This window comes from Curtobacterium sp. MCBD17_040 (genome assembly GCF_003234805.2).
In the GTDB taxonomy this organism is placed as follows: domain Bacteria; phylum Actinomycetota; class Actinomycetes; order Actinomycetales; family Microbacteriaceae; genus Curtobacterium.
Genome location: NZ_CP126273.1, coordinates 440,506 through 459,909, shown reverse-complemented (window position 1 = coordinate 459,909; position 19,404 = coordinate 440,506). Strand labels below are relative to the sequence as shown.

Sequence of the window (19,404 nt, the reverse complement as noted above, 5' to 3'; positions counted from 1 at the left end):
TAAGTCACAGTGGGGAATCCCCGAAGACGATGAGTGCCACGTTTTCTGCGGGCTTGAAGTGCAACACCCGCACGAGATTGCCGCTTCAAATCAGGTCTGGGCAGTGACCGACGACCTCAGTCGCCCATTTGGAACACGCGGTGAACTGCTAGCACGCTTTTTTCCTCCCGCCCTCGGCTCTTCCGACTGGCACGGGCACCCCGTCGGAAAAGAAAGTCCCGGCACAGTCCGCTCCGCACCCCCGGCGGTGATTACGGCTTGGGAGACGGCCGGACTGATCAAGCACGCGCTCGCAAGGAAGCTACGAAAGCAGGCCGTCTGATGACCATTCGCCGCCTTGTTGTACAGATTCCCGGATTATGGGAAGATGCCTGGTTATATCGAGATAACCTCTACGTATGGGATCGCCTAGGTACAATTCTCTCCGTACCTGTAGACCGACTCTCAGGCTTGATCGCTATGGCCAGCGATGAGCACGTTCAAGTCCTAGCTAACCAACTCATTCTTCGAAGCCAGCGCAAGTCTTCCCGAGACTTCAAAGAGATGACGGCACTCCAGTCAGTCAGGCGCGAGCTATTCGCTCCTCTGCAAGGGCAGCCCGAGCTCGTAGTCACCCTCGACGCCTCGATGCTAAGCCCCGCTCCCGTTGAGCGACTGCCCGGCAATGTGACCGACACGGTCGTCTACGGGAATCGACTATTCACGGCAACCGACAGCGGAACATATGAAACCCGACTCGAACCTCGACAGCAGGCCCAACACCAGGTGCCACTGCTGCAAGTAACGGACGCCCCAACCACCTCCGTTGTCGCCGGCGCTGGACAGCTCGCCGCATCCCTCGGCGAGCGGGGTCTCGTGGCCCGCGAGGTTCATTTCGGCGAAGGTGAGGGATGGTACGAAGAAGCCGAGCGTGCCACCGTCAGGCCTCTTGCCCCCTACTCCCGTTCCATTTCCAGCTCGTCAGTGCACCTTCTGAACTACGGCGAGGCTCCTGTACCTGATTTCATCAAAGCCGATAGACCCCGCGCGTCCCGAGGAAGCGACAGTGGAGAAAGAATGGTCACAAAGTACGAGGCGCCTCGACCACTGACTTCTACGCTTACTGACGCCATCGGCGAAGGACTCTCGTTTGGACGCGACGACGTGGAAGTCCTTGGTAATGCGAGTTACCGCCTGCTCGTGCGAGTTCGCGACGAGGTGGAGATTGTCAACATCCAGGCCTTCGATGATCGACCGCTTCGCCTCCAGAAGAAGGACAAGCTGAACCTCTCTCAGGAGAATGCGCGGTCGCTACGGAGCACTATCTCGACGCAAGCTCTAGACTCGGGGTTCTTGGTTGAGCACCTGAATGGCGTGCACGTCTTCGGTACTTTTGGAGCAGTGGAGCTCGCCGACGAAATGATCGTTCAGGCTCGCGCTTTTCCGAACTCGCGACGATATGGCGATACTGTGGCATTAATCCGAGAGGATAGATTGGACCTGATCGGGTTCGTCGACGTTACCCCCTAAGTGGCGAGTTCGGATCTATAATCTCGCATGCTGAACGTATCGCGTGGTCTGGTCGTCATTGTGAGGCGCCCATCGATCGGGCTCGCTCACAGGAACCAAGGTCTTCCCCGGTTCGGCCGGCACGATGGATGGCTCAAAACGGTCTCACGTCAGGTGAGAGGGATCCGATCTCGCTAGGAGGGCCGTGTTCAGGCGCCGCATGGTCTCATCACTGCGAAGGGTGTCTCATCTGGGTTGAGAAACGACACGACCGCACGTTCCGCAATGCGTCCGCGTCGCTGGCACCGGGAGGGTGGAGGCGGCGACACGCGTGGAACACGACGCCTTCGGGGTCCCGGTCCACTGCGTCCGCTCGACGGGACGGGTAGCGCGTCGACAGGAGCAGGGACCGGGAGGGATACACCGCTCGGACCGGGCACGGGCGGGGTCCGGTCCGTCCGGGTGCAGCGGGTACTCCTCCGAGCGTAGGTGTCGGCCGGACGCCCGACAACGTCCCAGCGCGCCCCAGTTCGAGGGCGGCAGGGCACGAACCATGAGGGCACGAACGTAGGATCGAGCCATGACCGCTGCGCCGGAGACCGTGGACCCGCTCGCCCTCGACCGTCAGCTCTGCTTCGCGCTCGCGGCGACATCCCGGGCCGTGATCGGGCTGTACCGGCCGCTCCTCGAGCCGATGGGTCTCACGCATCCGCAGTACCTCGTGATGCTCGCGCTGTGGGAGGACTCCCCCAGGTCGGTCCGGGCGATCGCGCGCGAGCTGCACCTCGACTCGGCGACGCTCAGCCCCCTCCTCAAGCGGCTCGAGGCATCCGGCTACGTCCGTCGTGACCGCAGCCCGAGCGACGAGCGCCAGCTGCAGGTGTCGTTGACGACCGCGGGTCGCGCCCTGCGCGAGCGGGCGCGGGCGGTGCCGCTCGCCGTCGCCGAGCGGCTCGGGTGGCCGGTCGCCCGTCTGGAGGCCCTGAAGGACGACCTGACGGCCCTCCTGTCGGTCGTCGACGACGCCTCCTGACCCGTCGCTCGTGGTCAGGAGGCAGAACAGCGTCGTACACTGATCATTAGGGCACGAACGAACTGGAGGAGCGATGGCGGGTCGATTCGGACGCTGGTACACGCGCTGGAACACGACGCTCATCGAGAAGATGGGGCCGTCGCAGATCGGCGCCGGGCGTCCCGAGGGCCCCGACGACCGCACGGTGGACCGCGCGTGCCCGATCTGCGGCGCGCCCCTCTCACAGCACCGTGTCGAACGCCGCGAAGGGCAGCGGGCATCGTCGACGTTGCACTGCCCCTGACCCGGGCTCAGCCCCTCCCCGGATCCGGACGCAGCCGCTCTCCGAACCGGGAACCGGACCGCGTCAGTCCGTCGTCGCCGCGATCTCGTACGCCTTCGCCGGGATCTGCGTGGCGAATTTCCCGCCGCTCACGTCGATGAGCGCGCCGGTGACGTACCCGGCCGCTCGGCTCGCGAGGAAGCAGACCACGTCGGCCACGTCGTCGGCGGTCTCCCAGCGGCGGAGCGACAGCGTGTCGAGCAGCCGCGCCTGCGCTGCGTCGTCCATGTCGGCGAAGCCGTTCATCGCCGTCGGCACCATGCCCGGGGCGTAGGCGTTCACCGTGACGCCCCACGGCCCGAGTTCACCCGCCAGGACCCGCGTGAACTGCACGACCGCCGCCTTCGAGGCCGCGTAGGCGGCGCTCCCGACGCTCGGCACGATCGCCGCGAACGACGCCGCGTTGACGATGCGTCCGGACCGCTGCGCCCGCATGGTCGGGATCACCGCTTGGCTCATCAGGAACACCCCGCCCACGTTGACGTCGAAGCACCGCCGCCAGCGGTCGGGGTCGAGCGTGTCGATGGTGCCCTCGACATTGATGCCGGCGTTGTTCACGAGCACGTCGATCCGTCCGGCGCGCTCGACGATCGTCGCGATCGCGGAGCGGACCGAGGCCGGGTCGCTGACGTCGCACACGAGCTCGACGAACCGGTCGGCCGGCGTCGGAGCGGCTCCGTCGTCCGCCGCGCCGAACGCCAGGTCGAGCGCGAACACCGTTGCACCCTCGGCGAGGAACCGCTCCGCGATGGTGCGTCCGATCCCCCGGCCCGCACCGCTCACCACGACCACCTGGTCGTTGAACTCGATCAGCATCCTCGCTGCCTCCACCCGTCCGCGTCGTGCCGCCGAGCATACTGACGACAGGAGGACGGACGATGAGCGATGACGCACGGGTGCTGTGGATCACGGGCGGCGGGACCGGGATGGGGCGCGCGGCGGCGCGGACGGCTGCGGCCGCAGGGTGGCGCGTCGCGGTGAGCGGCCGTCGCCGGGAGGCCCTGGACGCGGTGGTGGCCGAGGTCCGGTCCGACGGTGGGGACGCGATCGCCCTGCCGGTCGACGTGACGGACCGGCGGGCCCTGGCCGCCGCCCACGCCGAGCTCGTCGATCGTCTGGGCCGCATCGACGGTCTCGTCCTCGCCGCCGGTCTCAACGACCCGGCCCGACGATGGGCAGACCAGGACCTCGCCCGCTTCACACAGATCGTCGACACGAACCTCACGGCGGTGGTGGCGGCGGTCGACCTCGCGCTGCCGGAGCTGCGGCGGGCGGCCGGCGTCGTGGTCGTGGTGTCGTCGTACTCGGGATGGCAGTTCTCGCCCGGGGCCGGCGTGGCCTACAGCGCGAGCAAGACCGCCCTGGGATCCGTCGTCCGGACGTTGAACGACCAGGAGGCCGAGCACGGCGTCCGGGCCTGCCACCTGTGCCCGGGAGACGTCGACTCGGACTTCCTGGCGATGCGTCCGGTCGTGCCGGACGCCGACGCCCGCGCGGTGATGCTCGCCCCCGAGGACGTCGCCGCAGCCGTGCAGTTCGTCCTCGACGCTCCCGGGCACGTCCGCGTCGACGAGCTCGTCATCTCGCCCGTCTCGCAGCGCTGAACCGCGGCGACGGCCTCACGCACTCCGGCCAGACCGCTCGTCAGCGCCGATCACCCCCACCGGCGTGGTGCATGCCGTCGGCGAGCCACACCGCGAGCATCGTGAGCACGACGCTCCCCGACGCCGCCATCCGACCCGCGACCAGCAGGGACGGACCGTCCGCCGCGTCGCTCACCACGAACACGACCGCGGCGACGGCGCCGATGAGCACGGCGATGCCGAGGGCCGCCAGGAGCGCTCCGGTGACGAGGACGCGCGGCCCCCGCGGAGCGTCGCGGTCACCCCGCAGGCCGAGGTCGACCCGCGGTCCGACCGCCCGGACGATCCCGAGCCAGAAGAGCGCGACCCCACACGCGCCGACGATGTCGCTCATCCGGTGCCAGCCGTAGACGACGGTCTGGTTCGCCACGATCACCGCGTAGGCGGCGCCGACGAGCAGCACCACGGGCCGGAACCGCCGGGGGGTCACCATGAGCACCGCGAACGACGCCGCCAGCGCGATCGTGGCGTGACCCGACGGGAACGAGTTCGGGGTCGTCGACCCGGCGATCTCAGGGCGCGCGGCGATACGCTTGAGCAAGGTCGACGTCCCCGCGGACGCGAGCACCACGACCCCGGCTCCGATGCCCACGCCGAGCCGCCGGCGGCCCAGACCGACGGCGACGATCACGACGACGAGCAGCAGGATCACCGGGACCGAGATGACGTTGAGCGCGGTGTCGGACCCGAACAGGTCCGTGTCCCGGACCCCGCTCAGCGCAGCGTCCTCGAGGCGCTGACCGATCGGGGTCAGCACGGCGGCCGCGTAGACGAGAGGCACGACCACGAAACCCACGGCAGCGAGCAGGAACCACCGTCCCCGACGTGACACCTCACCGGTGCGGTCGGGTGTGAAGGTCACGGGACTCCTCTTGATCGGGGCGGTGGTCGTCGGCGTGGGCATCCGCATCGTGGCGGCGCTCCGATTGGGCCGGTCGGGGCGGGACACGATACCGTTTCCCCGCCCGCCGGAGGCTGAGAGCGACCACCGACCGTCGCGCTCGGCGCGCATCTGGGCGGCACTGACCCACGATCCCGAGGACGACCACGACGTCCGAGGAGAGGAGAACGAGATGTCCATCGTCCAGCCGAGCTTCGCGTCCTCACCGAACCGGGCGCTCGCCATGACGGCGGGTTCGATGTTCGCCATCTGGGGCATCCTGGGCTTCCTCTTCGCGGGCAACGGCGGCCACCACTTCCTCGGCAACGAAGGCGGCTACCTCTGGGGCGCGTTCCTCGTGAACCCCGCCCTGGCGTTCATCTGGACGGCGCTCGCGGCCGCCCTCCTCATCGCCGGCATGGGGACGCTCCCGTCGGCGCGGGGCATGAACCTGCTCGTCGGCGTCATCGTCCTCGTGATCGGCGTCTACGGGTTCGTGTTCATGAACACGAGCGCGAACGTCCTGGCGGCGAACACGACCGACAACGTGTTCCACGTCATCGTCGGCGCGATCCTCGTGCTCACCGCGATCGGTGCCGACAAGCAGAACCTGCGGGCGATCCGCGGCCTCAACCGCGCCGGCGCCTGAGCGCTCCCGCTCCACGCCACCGACGACGCCCCCGGGACATCCCGGGGGCGTCGTCCTGTCCGCGCGGCGCGCCGCATGGGAGGCGCTCCCCGGCTCCCCCGTCATCGCCCGGTCTCCGCGTCGTCGCCGGTCTCCGCGTCGTCACCCGGTCTCCGCAGCCAGCGGTCTCGTCATCGCCCGGTCTCCGCAGCCAGCGGTCTCGTCATCCCCCGGTCACCGCGTCACCACCCGGTCATCGCCCCCCGGTCACCGCGCGATCACCCGGCCACCGCGTCAGCGGACGCGCGAGCTCACCGGGGCGGCGCCGGCAACGCGGTCGCGACGATCCGCGGCGCCTCGGACATGAAGCGCCGGACGTCGTTGTCGACGATGATGTCGCGCGGCCGGAGGTCCCGGGTCATGTAGAGCCCGTCGAGCGAGGTGATCCGGCTCAGCGCGACGTACGCCTGCCCCGCGCTGAACACCCGGTTCCCGAGGTCGACGACGGCGCGGTCGTACGTCTTGCCCTGCGACTTGTGGATCGTGACGGCCCAGGCGAGGCGGAGCGGGAACTGCTGGAACTCGCCGACGACGTCCTTCTTGAGCTCCTTCGTCGCCGCGGAGTACGAGTACTTGACCTTCTCCCACACGCTCGGCTGGACCTCGAACTCCTCGTCGTCGACCTCGACCCAGACGGTGTCGCGGATCTTCGTGACGACGCCGATCGTCCCGTTCACCCACCGCTGGTCGGCGTCGTTCCGCAGGAACATGACGTGTGCGCCGGGCTTCAGCTCGAGCGCCTCGTCGGCGGGGTGGTTCCGGCCGCCGAAGTCCCCGCTCACCTCGGCCTTGGCGGTCTTCACGCGGCCGGGTAGTCGGTCGAGGGCGGTCTTGTTGATCCGCGCGACGGTGTCGTTCCGGGTCGCGAGGGTGATCACGCCGTCCGGAGCCGGTCGCGCTCCCGCGGTGTTGAGCGCGTTCGCGACGTCCGCCGTGACCCGCCCGTGCCGCACGGCCGTGAGCATCGCCGCGAACGCGTCGTCACGCTGCCGGTGGATGCGGGCCAGCTCGACGATGTGCAGCTCGGTCTCGAGCCACACCTTGGCGTCGAAGAACCACATCGACCGGTAGTGGTCGGCGAAGTACGCCCGCTCGTCGGCGTCCCCCGGCACCGGTGGCAACTGGTAGGGGTCTCCGAACATGACGACCTGCACGCCGCCGAAGGGCTCGCGGGAGCGCTGGCGTGCCTTGCGGAGGGAGCGGTCGATGGCGTCGAGCAGGTCTGCGTTGACCATCGAGATCTCGTCGATGACGACGGTGTCGATCGTGTTGAGCAGCTTGCGGACCTCGCTGTTCTGCTCGAGGTCGGCATCCGCGATGAGTCCGATCGGCAGCCGGAACAGCGAGTGGATCGTCTGACCGCCGACGTTGAGCGCCGCGACACCCGTGGGCGCGCAGATGACCACCTGCTTGGCGGTGTTCCACGACAGGTGGTGCAGGAGGGTCGACTTGCCGGTCCCCGCCCGGCCGGTGATGAACACGTGGTCACGGGTGGACTCGATGTACTCGAAGACCGCCCGCTGCTCCGGCGTCAGCTCGGGACTCATGACCGGGCCACCGCCGTCGTCACACCGGCGTCGACCCGGGCCGTCGGACCCGTGGACCGGACGGTCGGCTCACCCTCGGACGAGGAGCGTCGGGACCGCACGAGGACCACCACGACGACGAGCACGAGGAAGGCGATGCCGGCCACGACGAGCACGAGTCCGCCCCGCGCCTGGTCGACCACCGGATCGGAGCCCCACGTCCGGCCCATCGCGCCGAACCAGGACGCCTGGACCAGGCCGAGCGGGCCTCGGAGCACCGAGCCGAGCACCACCATCGACGCCGCGACGAGCGCCCCGCTGCCGATCCGGACCAGTGCCGCGCCGGTGCTCGGGCGTCGAGCCCCGACCGCCACCGGCGTCAGGAGCGTCGGCACGGCGACGAGCCCCACCGCGAGGAACACGACGTCGGTCACCGTGCGGGTGATGCCGTCGTCGGCCGCCCACCGCAGGACGTCGGTGTCGACGTACGCCCACCAGAGCGCGCCGAGGAGCACGGCCGCGGGGAACGGCTGCGCGAGGTACCGGACGACCACGTTGTCGACGAGGATCCCGGTCCACTCGCGGACGCCGGTGCTGCCGTCCTGCCGTGGGTGCACCGCGGCCCGGATCAGGAGGACCGGACCGGCACCCCAGGCGAGCACCGGCACGAGGAGCCCGAGGAGGACGTGCTCGGCGAGCGCCGACGACACGAGGAACCGGTCGTACCGGTGCAGCGCCCCGTTCGTCGCGGCGAGCAGCACGAGCACCGTCGCGATCGCCGACACGGTCCGCAGCACCGGCCACCGCCGACCCTGGCGCCGGAGGCGGATGATCCCGGCCGCATACACCGCGGCGAGCAGCACGACGGCCATGACCCAGAACAGGTCGAGCGAACCGCCGGTGAGCCACGTCCACGCACCGGGCGCGGCGGGCAGACGATCGTCGGTGAGCAGTTCGGCGGGCGTGGGGTCGCTGGTCGTGCTCAGGGCGACCTGGTCGACCGGGGGCGCAGTGCGGGCGAGTGCCGCCGCGAAGCCCGACGCGACGCCCATCACCGCGAGCTCGGCGACCACGAGCGTCCAGAAGGGGCGCCGTCGGGCGGGGTCGGCCGCGAGCGCGACGACGGTCCGACGACGCTGCAGTGCGCCGAGCACACCGATGCCCAGGAGCGCCGCGGTCTTGACGAGCACGAGGACGCCGTACGGGGTGAGCAACGCCCCCCAACTCCCGACGCGGATCGACGCGGAGGCGTACCCCGAGGCGGCCACGAGCACGAAGCACCCGAGCGCGATGCTCGAGTACCGCGCGGTGACGAGCGGCAGCCGCTCGGCGGGGAGGACGCCGCGGAGGAGCGCCAGGGAGAGCAGCCCGCCGACCCAGAGCGCCGCGCCGACGAGGTGCAGTCCGAGTGCCGTGACGGCTGCGTCGTGGCTGGCCGTGCCCGCGGCGTGCCCCTGCTCGGCCATCGGGACCAGGCCGACCATCGCGACGCCGGCGACGAGGGCCACGAGCCCGCGGGAGCGGACCGCGAAGCAGAGGACCGTGACCACGGCGGCGACGAGGACCGTGACGATCCACGCCAACCCGAGATCCGTGCCGGTCAGGAACACGCTGAGGGACTGGCCGAACTGCTGGTCGAGCGTGACCGGGACGTCCACGACGCTGAGGAACGAGAAGAACGTGGTGACCGCGGCGGCGACCGTCCACACGCCGGCGGAGGCGGCGGCGACGTCGAGTGCTCGGTTCCACTCCGGTGCCGTGCGGGACAGCGCGACGGTGGCGAGCCCGAGGCCGCCGATGGTCGCGGCGGCCGCCAGGTCCACCACGGTCTTGGCGATCGGCAGACCGAACCGGACGGCGGCACCGGGATCCGACACGAGCGGGGCGTCCGCCGCACCACCGATGACGAGTGCCACGAGCACGGACACGAACGCCACGAGGAGCAGCACCGCGGGCGCGGCGATCCGGGCGAGACGAGTCACCCGTCCAGCCTACGGCGATGCCCCGGCGACCCCGACCGACTGTGGATCGCGGTCGTGGAACGCACGACAGGCCGGGAACGACGACGGGGACGGCGCAACGCGCCGTCCCCGTCGTCGATTCGCCGTCGTTACTTGACGGCGGCCTTGAGCTTGCTGCCCGCGCTCACCTTGACGCTGTCGCTCGCGGCGATCTCGAGCGCCTCGCCCGTCTGCGGGTTGCGGCCCGTGCGGGCGGCGCGGTGGGTCTTCTCGAACGCGATCCACCCGGGGATCGAGATCTTGGCGCCCTCGCTGAGCGACTTCGACACGACGGAGAAGAGCGCGTCGACGACGCCGTTGACGGCGGCCTGGCTCTGGCCCGACTCGGTCGCGATCGCGGCGACGAGCTCGGTGCGGTTGAGGGACTTGTCAGCCATGGATGTCCTCCTCGGACTCTCAGCGGTACAGACCGGGCGCATGCCGCACCCGAGCGGGGTGACCACGAGGCCGAGGGCCCGTGGAACCGTAGGCGAACCTACCAGCCACCCGGGCGCATCCCGGCCAACTCGCCCGGATTCTCGCGGTTCCCCGGGACTGCTGGGGCTGCTGTGACCCATGTGACCGAGCGCACGGCCCATCGCATCACCCGCGGTCGACCGCATCACCCTGGGTCGACCGCATCACCCAGGGAACGACGAACGCTCCCCGACCCGAGGGGCGAGGAGCGTTCGTTCGTGGTGACCCGCCGTGTCAGCGGGTCGGCGTCACCAGGACGACTTGGTGATGCCGGGGAGCTCGCCGCGGTGGGCCATGGAGCGGAAGCGGACACGGCTGATGCCGAACTCGCGGATGTTGCCGCGGGGGCGACCGTCGATGGCGTCGCGGTTGCGGTAGCGGACCGGCGAGGCGTCGCGCGGGAGCTTCTGCAGGCCGACGCGGGCGGCCTCGCGGCTCTCGTCGGTGCCGTTCGGGTCCACGAGGGCCTTCTTCAGCTCGAGACGACGCTCGGCGTAGCGCTCGATGATGACCGCGCGCTGGTCGTTCTTGGCGATCTTGCTCTTCTTGGCCATGCTTAGCGCTCCTCGCGGAAGTCGACGTGCTTGCGGATGACCGGGTCGTACTTCTTGAGCACGAGGCGGTCGGGGTTGTTCCGGCGGTTCTTCTTGGTCACGTAGGTGAACCCGGTGCCCGCCGTGGAACGGAGCTTGATGATCGGACGGATGTCCTGACCGCGCTTGGCCATCAGATCTTCTCCCCACGGGCCAGGATGTCCTTGACCACGGACTCGATGCCGCGGGCGTCGATCACCTTGATGCCCTTCGCGCTGACGGTGAGCGTGACGTTGCGCCGGAGCGACGGCACGAAGTACGTCTTCTTCTGCACGTTCGGGTCGAAGCGGCGCTTCGTCCGGCGGTGCGAGTGTGAGATGTTGTGCCCGAAGCCGGGAACGGCGCCGGTCACCTGGCAGACTGCTGCCATGGTCTCCTCCTGAGATGGTTACCGTGCGGCCGGATCGGCCACACCCAAGGTCACTTGCCCGGCGCGCACGCGCTCGTGTCGACCGATCGACAGGAGCGAGGGGGGTGTGCGCACCGCCCCGTCCGTTCCCGAGGGAGCGGATCCGCGCGACCACGGCTGCTGCGATGGTCGGAGGGCAGAACAACAGTTCGCCGCGCGGACGCGACGGACCAAGCGACAAGCCTACGTGAGGCCCGGGCGCGTCGCAAGCCGCGCCTCCCGGCCGGCCGCACGCGGCCACCGCTCGCGCCCGCGCCGAGACCGCCCGACGCGCCGCTCCCGTCCGCCGAAAGAGCAACGCGCCGTGCGGGAGGAACGTGAGCGGCCCGTCTTGCACGCTCGCGAGCCGGGCCGGCGCCCGGCCGGGGCCCGGGCCGGTGGCGGGGCCGGACCGGACCCGGGGTCACCGCTCGCGCTGGGGCGCCATCCCCGTCGGACGCACGAGGGTGAACTGCTCCTGCCGCACCCAGTACAGGCCCGTCGCACGGCGCTCCTCGCGCGTCGCGAACCGGTACAGGAACATCCGCGCGCGGAGCCACCGTGGACGCCGCCCGTCGAAGGGGTCCACCCGGAGCAGGCGGAGCGTCGGTCGGTCGGCCTCGAGCAGGCGCACGACGAACACCCGGAACCAGCCGTCGTCGGCGCCGAGCGCCAGGAACCACATGAGCCAGTCGAGCCGCAGGTGGTACGGCGCGAACTGCCGCGGGCGCCGGCGCGGGTCCCCCGGTTTCCCCTTGAACTCGTACGGGACCCAGTCGCCCTCCTGCGGGACCTCGGCCTCCGTGCCCTCGACGATCACCTCGGACCGCTGCTGCGTCACGCTGCCGAACGCCCCGTACGCGTTGACGAGGTGCCAGCGGTTGAAGCTCGCGTTCATGAGCTGCCGCTTCGACACCAGGTTCTTCGCGGGCGGCCACGACAGCCAGAGCAGGAGCAGCCCGACGAGCACGGTGAGCACGACGAACCACACGGGCGTCGCGGTCGGCCCCGCGGCAGCGTCCACTGCGGGGATCACCGCGCCGAACGCCCGGTCGTCGATGGCGGCGAACGCCAGCAGCATCGTGAGGACGTTGAGCCACGCGAAGTTGCCGCTCACCACGAGCCAGAGCTGCGTGATGACGACGAGCGCCGCGGCGATGCTCGCGACCGGCTGGGGTGCGAACAGGAAGAACGGCACGACGAGCTGCACGACGTGACTGCCGAGCGTCTCGAACCGGTGCACGGGCTTCGGCAGCAGGTGCGCGGTGCGGCTCATGGGATTGGGCATCGGCTGCGTCTCGTGGTGGTAGTACAGCGCGGTCAGGTCCCGCCACGACGCGTCGCCCCGCATCTTGATCATCCCCGCACCGAACTCGAGCCGGAACACGAGCCAGCGGATCGCGAACAGGACGATCACCGACGGGGCGACGTCGTCCGAGCCGAGGAACGCGACCGTGAACCCGGCCTCGAGGAGCAACGACTCCCATCCGAAGCCGTAGAACGTCTGGCCGACGTCGACGATCGACATGTACCCGAGCCACATGAGCAGGAACACGACCGCGGGCACCCAGGCGGGCCCGAGCTGCGGCAACCCGGCGACGACCGACAGCGCGAGCACGACGCCCGCTCCCGCGAGCATCCGCAGCCGCCTGTCGGTGTACGGGATCCACCGCCACACGATCGGCTGCTGCTGCGCGTACCGGAGCCGCATGTACCGGGGCACGGGCAGGAGGCCGTGCTCACCGAGCAACGCCGGGAACTGCGCGAGCGTGGACAGGAACGCGATGGCGTAGACCGCCGCGACACCACGCTGCAGCACCTGGCGCGCCAGGTCGTAGTCGGTCGCGCCGGCCCACGTGGTCAGCGTGCTCACGTCCATGGCCGGGAGGCTACGCGCGTCCGGGTCGGGACCGGTCCGGCCGGGCGCAGGGCAGGTGGGCACCGGGCCGGGCGAGCGCAGGGCCGGCGAATGCCGCGCCGGCGAGCGCGGGGTCAGACCCCCTGCGTCGGCCGCGGCGCGAGCGCCTCGACGATGAGCGCCCCGAGCTCCGCCGGCCGGGTGGACATCGCCCAGTGCCCGGTGTCGAGGCCGACGATGCGGAGGTCCTCGGTCGCCGCGAGCTCGGTCGCCCAGTCCGCGTGCGCCGTGATCCCCGCGGTGAGCTCGTCCGGGCTCATCTCGCTCGTGATGACCGTCGTCGGGACCCGGCGGCGTGCCTCGTCCGTCAGCCGGAAGTGCTGTCGGGTCGCCCCCGCGGGCACGGGGATCGCCCGCGCCTGCAGTGCCGCCCACTGCTCGTCGGTGGTGTCGCGGACCATGGCCTCGCCGAACGCCGAACGCTCCGGGAACGGCACGACGCCGTCGACCACCGGGAACTCGTCGTTGTCCCAGTCGCCCTCCGGGAACGGGATCGCGTCGACGTACACCGCGGCACGGATGCGCGCCGCCCGGCGGTCGACCGCGACGCCGACCACGGCGCCCGAGGCCGAGTGCCCGACGAGGGCGATCGACTCGGCACCCGAGGTCGTGCGGCTCGCCGCGTCGACGCGGTTCACGACGGCCTGGACCTGGTCCTCGAACCCGACCGACGCGGGGTCGTCGCCCGGGTGCATCCCGGGGAGCGTCAGGGCCTCGACCTCGTGCCCGGCGGCGCGGAGGACCGGGGCGACGTCGTCCCACGCGCTCGCGTCGAGCCACATCCCCGGCACCAGGATCACGTACATGCGCCGCAGCCTAACGCCGACCCGGGACGGACGGGGAGGCGTGTGCCGGACCCGCGTGGTGCCTCCCGGCCGACCCGTGGTGCGGTGCGCCGCCCCCTGTCAGCGCCGCGCGCTGCAGGCCGCGCACTCGCCGAACACGTCGACGACGTGGTTCGCGCGGGTGAACCCGTGCTCCGCGGCGACGCGCTGCGCCCACGACTCGACCTCGTCCGCCTCGATCTCGACGGTGGTGCCGCACGTGCGGCAGATGAGGTGGTGGTGGTGCGTGCCCGGCGTGCAGGCGCGGTACAGGGTCTCGCCGTCCTGCTGCAGGACGTCCGCGGCACCCTCGTCGGCCAGACCGCCCAGCGCGCGGTACACGGTCGCGAGGCCGATCGTCGACCCGGTGTCGCGGAGCCGGGCGTGCAGACCCTGGGCGCTCACGAAGCCCTCGGTGGCGTCGAGGGCCTCGCGCACCGCCCCGCGCTGCCGGGTCGCGCGCTTGTGCGGGGTCGCGTCGGCGGTGTCCGCCGCGGGCAGGGCGTCCGTCGCGTCCGTCGCGTCCGTCGCGTCCGTCGCGTCCGTCGGGGTCATGCACCCACCTCCGCTGGTGTCGTCGTGGTCACTGGGTCCTCGCGTGCCGCTCGGCGGGCGATGCGGTCCCGCCCCCGAGCGTCCCGCCGACCACCGACGATCCGACAGACGACCCAGATGGCGAACGAGATCGTGGTCACGTACGGGCTGATCGGCAGGCCTCCGCCGAGGGCGAGCAGGATGCCGCCGACGACACTCGTCACCGCGAACACCATCGACAGGACGGGCACGAGCACGGGGTGCACGGTCACGCGGAGGGCCGCCGCGGCGGGGGTGACGAGCAGCGAGAGCACGAGCAGGGCCCCGACGACCTGCACGGACACCGCGGTCGCCAGCCCGAGGACGAGCATGAACAGGAGGGCGAGGGTCCGGACCGGCAGTCCCGCGGCCGCGGCCACGTCGGGGTCGACGCTGGCGAAGTGCAACGGTCGCCAGATGACGAGGAGCGTCACGACGACGATCGCCGCGACGACGAGCAGGATCCCGAGCTGGGGGTCGTCGACGGCCACGATCTGCCCGGTGAGCAACCCGAACTTGTTCGCCGCGCGGCCCCGGTACAGCGCGAGGCACAGGATCCCGAGGCCGAGGCCGAACGGCATGAGCACCGCGATGATCGAGTTGCGCTCGCGGGCCCGGGATCCGAGCAGGCCGATGACGACCGCGGCGAGCACGGACCCGACGAGCGACCCCGCGACGACGTCGACGCCCATGAGCAGTGCGGCGGACGCCCCGGCGAACGACAGCTCGCTGATGCCGTGCACGGCGAACGGCAGGTTGCGGGCCACGACGAACGGCCCGATGAGCCCCCCGACGATCCCGAGTACCGCGCCGGCGAGGATCGAGTTCCGCACGAGGCCGAGCAGCGCGCCGAAGTCCTGGAACGAGAACACGGTCGAGAGCAGCTGGTGCAGGTCGGTGGCGAGGATCATCGGCGCGCCGGTCCTTCCGTCGCGTCGTCGGCGATCCGGAGGTCGTGATCGCCCTCGTGGTGGTGGTGCTCACCGAGGTGGTCGTGCGGGTCGTTCGAACCGACGATGACGATCCGCCCCATGGTCCGGACGACGTCGACCGGCGTGCCGTACAGGTCGGACAGGACGTCGGCGCGGAGGACCTCGTCGGGCGCGCCGATCCGGAAGCGGCCGCGCGCGATGTAGAGCACGCGGTCGACGACGTCGAGGATCGGGTTGACGTCGTGCGTCACGAACAGCACGGCGGCGTCCCGCTGGCGACGCTGCCGGTCGATGAGCGCGGTCACCTCGCGCTGGTGCCGGAGGTCCAGCGAGATGAGGGGTTCGTCGCAGAGCAGGAGCGCGGGATCCGCGGCGATCGCCTGGCCGACCCGGGCGCGCTGCTGCTCGCCGCCGGACAGCTCGGCGACCGGGGCGTCGGCGAACGCGGCGGCGCCGACCTCGTCGAGGATCGCGTCGATGCGGGCGCGTTCCGCCGCGCGGGCCGGGCGGAGGCCCCACCGGTGCCCGGTCACCCCGAGCGCCACCAGGTCCCGGGTCCGCAGCGGCGTGCCCGACTCCATGAGCCGCTGCTGGGGGACGTACCCGATACGCCGGTGTCCGCGGGTGACGGGTTCGCCGAGGAACCGGATCGAGCCGGTCGTGAGCGTCTGCTGCCCGAGCACGGTGCGCAGCAGGCTCGTCTTGCCGGCGCCGTTCGGTCCGAGGACCGCGAGGAACTCCCCCGGCCGGACGTCGAGGTCGAGGTCGTGCCAGAGGTGCCGTGACCCGTACGCGAGCCCGGCGCCACGCAGGGACAGGACGGCGTCCTGCTCGTCCTCGTGGGGTGCGCGCGGGGTCACGGCGGTCCTTCCTCGCGGCGAGCGTCCGTGCGCTGCCGCCCCTCGACGCTAGACCTGTTGAGAATGATCGTCAAAACCACGGACGGGAGGCGCGGTACCGACCGGCACCGCGCCTCCCGTCCGTCGCGCCACGTCAGGGCGTGGTGGCCGCCTCGACCGACTCGGCCGCCGCGTCGTCCTCGCGCCCCGGGGTCCGGAGGTTCCAGCGTTTGATGACGAAGCTGAATACGAAGTAGTAGATGACGCCGTAGGCGATGCCGATCGGGATGAGCCAGATCGCGCCCTGCGCCTTTCCGAAGTTGAGCACGTAGTCGATCGCGCCCGCGGAGAACGTGAAGCCGTCGTGGATCCCGAGCGCGTTGACGAGTGCGAGCGACGTGCCGGTCAGGACCGCGTGCACGACGTAGAGCGGCCAGGCCACGAACATGAAGGAGTACTCGAGCGGCTCGGTGATGCCCGTGACGAACGAGGTGAGCGCGGCCGAGAGCATGATGCCGCCGACGACCTTGCGGTTCTGCGGCTTCGCGTGACGCCAGATCGCCAGGGCCGCGCCCGGGAGACCGAACATCATGATCGGGAAGAACCCGGTCATGAAGATGCCGGCGTGCGGGTCGCCCGCGAAGAAGCGGTTGAGGTCGCCATGCGCACCGTGGTAGTCGCCGATGATGAACCAGACGACCGAGTTGAGGATCTGGTGGAGGCCCGTCGGGATGAGCAGGCGGTTCGCCGCGCCGTAGATCCCGCCGCCGACGACCGAGTTGGACGCGACCGCGTTGCCGATCCAGGTGATGACGGCGTCGAACGGGATGTAGAGGAACGCCATCGCCACGCCGATGAACAGCCCGGCGAACGCGCTGAGGATCGGGACCAGGCGTCGGCCGGAGAAGAACCCGATGAAGTCGGGCAGCTTCGTCCGGTGGAACCGCTGCCAGAGCACCGCGGACACGAGCCCCATCACGATGCCGCCGAGGACCCCGTAGTTGATGGTGGGCACGGTGCCGGCGGCGTTCTTGTGGGTGCCGAGCACGATGGGCGACATCGCGGTGAACACGCTCGAGAGCACCATGTAGCCGACGACCGCGGCGAGGGCGGTCGACCCGTCGGACTTCTTGGCCCACCCGATCGCGATGCCGACGGCGAAGATGAGCGGCAGCCACGTGAAGACGCCGTTGCCGGCGGCGGAGATGACCGCGGCCCACTGTCCGAACCCGGGGATGGCGCCGAGCAGGTCGGCCTGCCCGAGGCGGAGCAGGATGCCGGCGGCCGGGAGCACCGCGATCGGGAGCATGAGGCTCCGGCCGAGCCGCTGCAGGTTGGCGAACGCGCGACTGGGCTTCTTGGCCGGTGGGGTGGACACCGGGACGGCTTCGGCCGTGGTCATGGTGGATCCTCTCGTCATCGGGTGGAGCATGGGTGGTTGATGCCCGGATCCCGCGTCGGTACTGTTCGAGAACAGTGCCGGTCCTGTCCGGTCATGACCAGTTCGCTGTAGTCTCCACATCAGCGTGGTCCGTGTCAACAACCCGGTCCCGGCCCCGTCGAGACCGCAGTTCATCCCCTGGAGGAGGACCCATGTCGAAGGCAGAAGCGATCGTGGCAGCACTCGGCGGCGCCGACAACATCGAGGAGGTCGAGGGCTGCATCACGCGCCTCCGCACCGAGGTGGTCGACCCGTCGCTCGTCGACGAGGCCGCGCTCAAGCAGGCGGGTGCGATCGCCGTCGTCGCCATGGGCACCGGCGTGCAGGTGATCGTCGGCCCCGAGGCCGACAACCTGGCGCAGGACATCGAGGACATCCTGTGACGGACGTCCGCACGCCGTTCGCCGGACCGGTCGTCGGGCTCGCCGACGTGCCGGATCCGGTGTTCGCGGGCCAGCTCGTCGGGGCGGGCGTCGCCGTGCGCCCGGACGAGCACGCCCGGTCCGTGACGGCGGTGGCGCCCGTGGCGGGCACGATCGTCAAGCTCCACCCGCACGCGTTCGCGATCGAGGGTGCCGAGGGCACGGACGTCCTCGTGCACGTCGGCATCGACACGGTCAAGCTCGGCGGTGCGGGGTTCGAGCTCCTCGCCGCCGAGGGGGACACCGTCGCGGCCGGCGACCCCGTCGTGCGGTTCGACCCGGCGGCGATCGTGGAGGCCGGCTACGTCCCGGTGTGCCCGGTCGTCGTCCTCGGTTCGACGCCCGACTCGGTCCCCCAGGACGCCGTGGGCAGCTCCGTGCCCGAGGGCGCGACGCTCTACACGACCTAGATCAGCGCGATCGTCCGCGGCGCCTCGGCCGAGACCTCCATCTGGACCCGGTACCGGTCGCTCCGGTACCAGCTCCGGGTGTGCTCCACCGGGCCCGGCTCGGCGAACGACACGCGGTCGAACACGAGCACGGGCGCCCCGGTCCGGGTGCCGAGGAGTGTCGCCACGTCGTCGCTCGCCGGGTCCGCCGCGACCGTCTGCACCGCGCGGACGATCGGCAGCCCGTACCGATCGGCCACCAGCGAGTACACCGAGCCGCTGAGGTCGTGCTCCAGGAGCCCCGGGTACGCGGCGCGCGAGAACCAGGCGTCGTCGATCGACACGGGGACGCCGTCGGCGAGCCGCAGGCGCTTCAGGTGGACGGCGACGTCGTCGGACTCGAGGTGCAGGGCGGCCGCGGTGTCCGCGGGCGCGACCCGTTCCTCCCGGACGAGCACGACCGTGGTCGGCGTGTGTCCGAGCGCACGCATCTCCTCGGTGAACGAGGCGAGGTGGAGCGTCGACTGCACGGGTCGGTGCGCGACGAACGTGCCCTTGCCGCGGACACGCGTCAGGTAGCCCTCGTTGACGAGTTGGCCGAGGGCCTCGCGCACGGTGATGCGGCTGACGCCGTACTCGGTGATGAGCTGCCGCTCCGAGGGGATGGCGGCGCCCGGCTGCAGTCGCTCGGTCACGAGTTCGAGCAGGATCCGCCGGAGCTGCGCGTGCTTCGGGATCGCGCTCTCGGTGATCCGTCGTGCCGCACCCTCGTCGCTGCGTCGTGCCACGCGTCGTACTCCTCGCCCGCAGTGGAGGCCCGGCGACCGGGGGCTGGTCCTGTGCGGACATGACCAGTCGAGCACACAGTAGCGAACAGCGCTGGGAGCGCCAGGGTCATCCGGCGGGACGGGACCGCGGGTGACAGCGGATCCCCGCCCGGGTGAGTGCGTGCCGTAAAGGAGCGACGCCGACGGGCGGATCGGTGCGGTTCGACGTCCTCGACACGTCCGGACCCGCACACCATGCGG

At 70.8% G+C, this 19,404-nt stretch carries 22 protein-coding genes; 7 read left to right on the top strand and 15 right to left on the bottom strand.

Annotated features, from left to right (window positions below; genetic code table 11):
• The first annotated feature begins 459 nt into the window (after nt 1-459).
• The 3 genes from DEI94_RS02190 to DEI94_RS02180 all read left to right on the top strand — a co-directional run bounded on the left by DEI94_RS02190 (nt 460) and on the right by DEI94_RS02180 (nt 2,804).
• The gene (locus tag DEI94_RS02190) at nt 460-1,509 is read left to right on the top strand and encodes a hypothetical protein (RefSeq protein ID WP_146249502.1); all 1,050 of its coding nucleotides are present in this window, start codon (nt 460-462) and stop codon (nt 1,507-1,509) included.
• Between the two features lie 559 nt (nt 1,510-2,068).
• Nucleotides 2,069-2,521 carry a MarR family winged helix-turn-helix transcriptional regulator gene (locus DEI94_RS02185; RefSeq protein ID WP_111009707.1) on the top strand — a complete coding sequence of 151 codons (453 nt, stop codon included), beginning with the start codon at nt 2,069-2,071 and terminating at the stop codon, nt 2,519-2,521.
• 73 nt (nt 2,522-2,594) lie between these two features.
• Entirely contained in the window at nt 2,595-2,804 is a 210-nt protein-coding gene (locus tag DEI94_RS02180) for a hypothetical protein (protein WP_111009708.1), read from the top strand.
• Nucleotides 2,805-2,867: 63 nt separating this feature from the next.
• On the opposite strand, the gene DEI94_RS02175 is transcribed toward DEI94_RS02180, so the two are convergent.
• On the bottom strand, nt 2,868-3,659 hold the full coding sequence (locus DEI94_RS02175; RefSeq protein ID WP_111026949.1) for an SDR family NAD(P)-dependent oxidoreductase: 792 nt from the start codon (nt 3,657-3,659) through the stop codon (nt 2,868-2,870).
• Nucleotides 3,660-3,721: 62 nt separating this feature from the next.
• Between DEI94_RS02175 and DEI94_RS02170 the strand changes: the two genes are divergently transcribed.
• The gene (locus tag DEI94_RS02170; protein ID WP_111026950.1) at nt 3,722-4,447 is read left to right on the top strand and encodes an SDR family oxidoreductase; all 726 of its coding nucleotides are present in this window, start codon (nt 3,722-3,724) and stop codon (nt 4,445-4,447) included.
• Between the two features lie 40 nt (nt 4,448-4,487).
• Here DEI94_RS02170 and DEI94_RS02165 read toward each other — a convergent pair whose 3' ends face one another.
• Nucleotides 4,488-5,348 carry a phosphatase PAP2 family protein gene (locus DEI94_RS02165; RefSeq protein ID WP_111026951.1) on the bottom strand — a complete coding sequence of 287 codons (861 nt, stop codon included), beginning with the start codon at nt 5,346-5,348 and terminating at the stop codon, nt 4,488-4,490.
• Nucleotides 5,349-5,559: 211 nt separating this feature from the next.
• Here DEI94_RS02165 and DEI94_RS02160 point away from each other — a divergent pair, with 211 nt between their 5' ends.
• A complete protein-coding gene (locus DEI94_RS02160; RefSeq protein WP_146244033.1) occupies nt 5,560-6,015 on the top strand; it encodes a DUF4383 domain-containing protein in 456 nt (151 codons plus the stop codon).
• A 290-nt stretch (nt 6,016-6,305) separates the two neighbouring features.
• Here DEI94_RS02160 and DEI94_RS02155 read toward each other — a convergent pair whose 3' ends face one another.
• The 12 genes from DEI94_RS02155 to DEI94_RS02100 form a co-directional block, all read right to left on the bottom strand.
• Nucleotides 6,306-7,601 carry an ATP-dependent DNA helicase gene (locus tag DEI94_RS02155; RefSeq protein ID WP_111009713.1) on the bottom strand — a complete coding sequence of 432 codons (1,296 nt, stop codon included), beginning with the start codon at nt 7,599-7,601 and terminating at the stop codon, nt 6,306-6,308.
• A complete protein-coding gene (locus DEI94_RS02150) occupies nt 7,598-9,562 on the bottom strand; it encodes a bifunctional copper resistance protein CopD/cytochrome c oxidase assembly protein (protein WP_111026952.1) in 1,965 nt (654 codons plus the stop codon). Before DEI94_RS02150 ends, DEI94_RS02155 begins: the two co-directional genes overlap by 4 nt.
• A gap of 128 nt (nt 9,563-9,690) precedes the next feature.
• Nucleotides 9,691-9,978 (bottom strand): HU family DNA-binding protein, encoded by a 288-nt coding sequence (locus DEI94_RS02145; RefSeq protein ID WP_111009715.1) that lies wholly within the window; start codon nt 9,976-9,978, stop codon nt 9,691-9,693.
• Nucleotides 9,979-10,305: 327 nt separating this feature from the next.
• Nucleotides 10,306-10,611, bottom strand: a complete 306-nt coding sequence (gene rpsN / locus DEI94_RS02140; protein ID WP_111009716.1) for a 30S ribosomal protein S14 — start codon at nt 10,609-10,611, stop codon at nt 10,306-10,308.
• A gap of 2 nt (nt 10,612-10,613) precedes the next feature.
• Nucleotides 10,614-10,784, bottom strand: coding sequence for a 50S ribosomal protein L33 (rpmG, locus tag DEI94_RS02135; RefSeq protein WP_110823153.1), 171 nt, complete (start codon nt 10,782-10,784; stop codon nt 10,614-10,616).
• Nucleotides 10,784-11,020 carry a 50S ribosomal protein L28 gene (gene rpmB, locus DEI94_RS02130; protein ID WP_111009717.1) on the bottom strand — a complete coding sequence of 79 codons (237 nt, stop codon included), beginning with the start codon at nt 11,018-11,020 and terminating at the stop codon, nt 10,784-10,786. The genes rpmG and rpmB overlap by 1 nt, the downstream gene beginning before the upstream one ends.
• Before the next feature lie 442 nt (nt 11,021-11,462).
• Nucleotides 11,463-12,917 carry a lipase maturation factor family protein gene (locus tag DEI94_RS02125; RefSeq protein WP_111026953.1) on the bottom strand — a complete coding sequence of 485 codons (1,455 nt, stop codon included), beginning with the start codon at nt 12,915-12,917 and terminating at the stop codon, nt 11,463-11,465.
• A gap of 113 nt (nt 12,918-13,030) precedes the next feature.
• Nucleotides 13,031-13,762, bottom strand: a complete 732-nt coding sequence (locus DEI94_RS02120) for an alpha/beta hydrolase (protein WP_111009719.1) — start codon at nt 13,760-13,762, stop codon at nt 13,031-13,033.
• 99 nt (nt 13,763-13,861) lie between these two features.
• A complete protein-coding gene (locus DEI94_RS02115; RefSeq protein WP_111026954.1) occupies nt 13,862-14,335 on the bottom strand; it encodes a Fur family transcriptional regulator in 474 nt (157 codons plus the stop codon).
• Nucleotides 14,332-15,264, bottom strand: coding sequence for a metal ABC transporter permease (locus tag DEI94_RS02110; protein WP_111009721.1), 933 nt, complete (start codon nt 15,262-15,264; stop codon nt 14,332-14,334). The genes DEI94_RS02115 and DEI94_RS02110 overlap by 4 nt, the downstream gene beginning before the upstream one ends.
• Nucleotides 15,261-16,145, bottom strand: a complete 885-nt coding sequence (locus DEI94_RS02105) for a metal ABC transporter ATP-binding protein (RefSeq protein ID WP_111009722.1) — start codon at nt 16,143-16,145, stop codon at nt 15,261-15,263. The genes DEI94_RS02110 and DEI94_RS02105 overlap by 4 nt, the downstream gene beginning before the upstream one ends.
• Nucleotides 16,146-16,278: 133 nt before the next feature.
• Entirely contained in the window at nt 16,279-17,526 is a 1,248-nt protein-coding gene (locus tag DEI94_RS02100; protein ID WP_111009723.1) for a PTS transporter subunit EIIC, read from the bottom strand.
• Between DEI94_RS02100 and DEI94_RS19815 the strand changes: the two genes are divergently transcribed.
• Nucleotides 17,490-17,948 (top strand): PTS sugar transporter subunit IIB, encoded by a 459-nt coding sequence (locus DEI94_RS19815; RefSeq protein WP_375334600.1) that lies wholly within the window; start codon nt 17,490-17,492, stop codon nt 17,946-17,948. The genes DEI94_RS02100 and DEI94_RS19815 overlap by 37 nt on opposite strands.
• Nucleotides 17,945-18,397, top strand: a complete 453-nt coding sequence (locus DEI94_RS02090) for a PTS sugar transporter subunit IIA (RefSeq protein WP_111026955.1) — start codon at nt 17,945-17,947, stop codon at nt 18,395-18,397. The genes DEI94_RS19815 and DEI94_RS02090 overlap by 4 nt, the downstream gene beginning before the upstream one ends.
• Here the strand turns inward: DEI94_RS02090 and DEI94_RS02085 are convergent.
• Nucleotides 18,394-19,164 (bottom strand): GntR family transcriptional regulator, encoded by a 771-nt coding sequence (locus DEI94_RS02085; protein WP_258368534.1) that lies wholly within the window; start codon nt 19,162-19,164, stop codon nt 18,394-18,396. The two genes, DEI94_RS02090 and DEI94_RS02085, sit on opposite strands and share 4 nt — an antisense overlap.
• Nucleotides 19,165-19,404 lie beyond the last annotated feature (240 nt).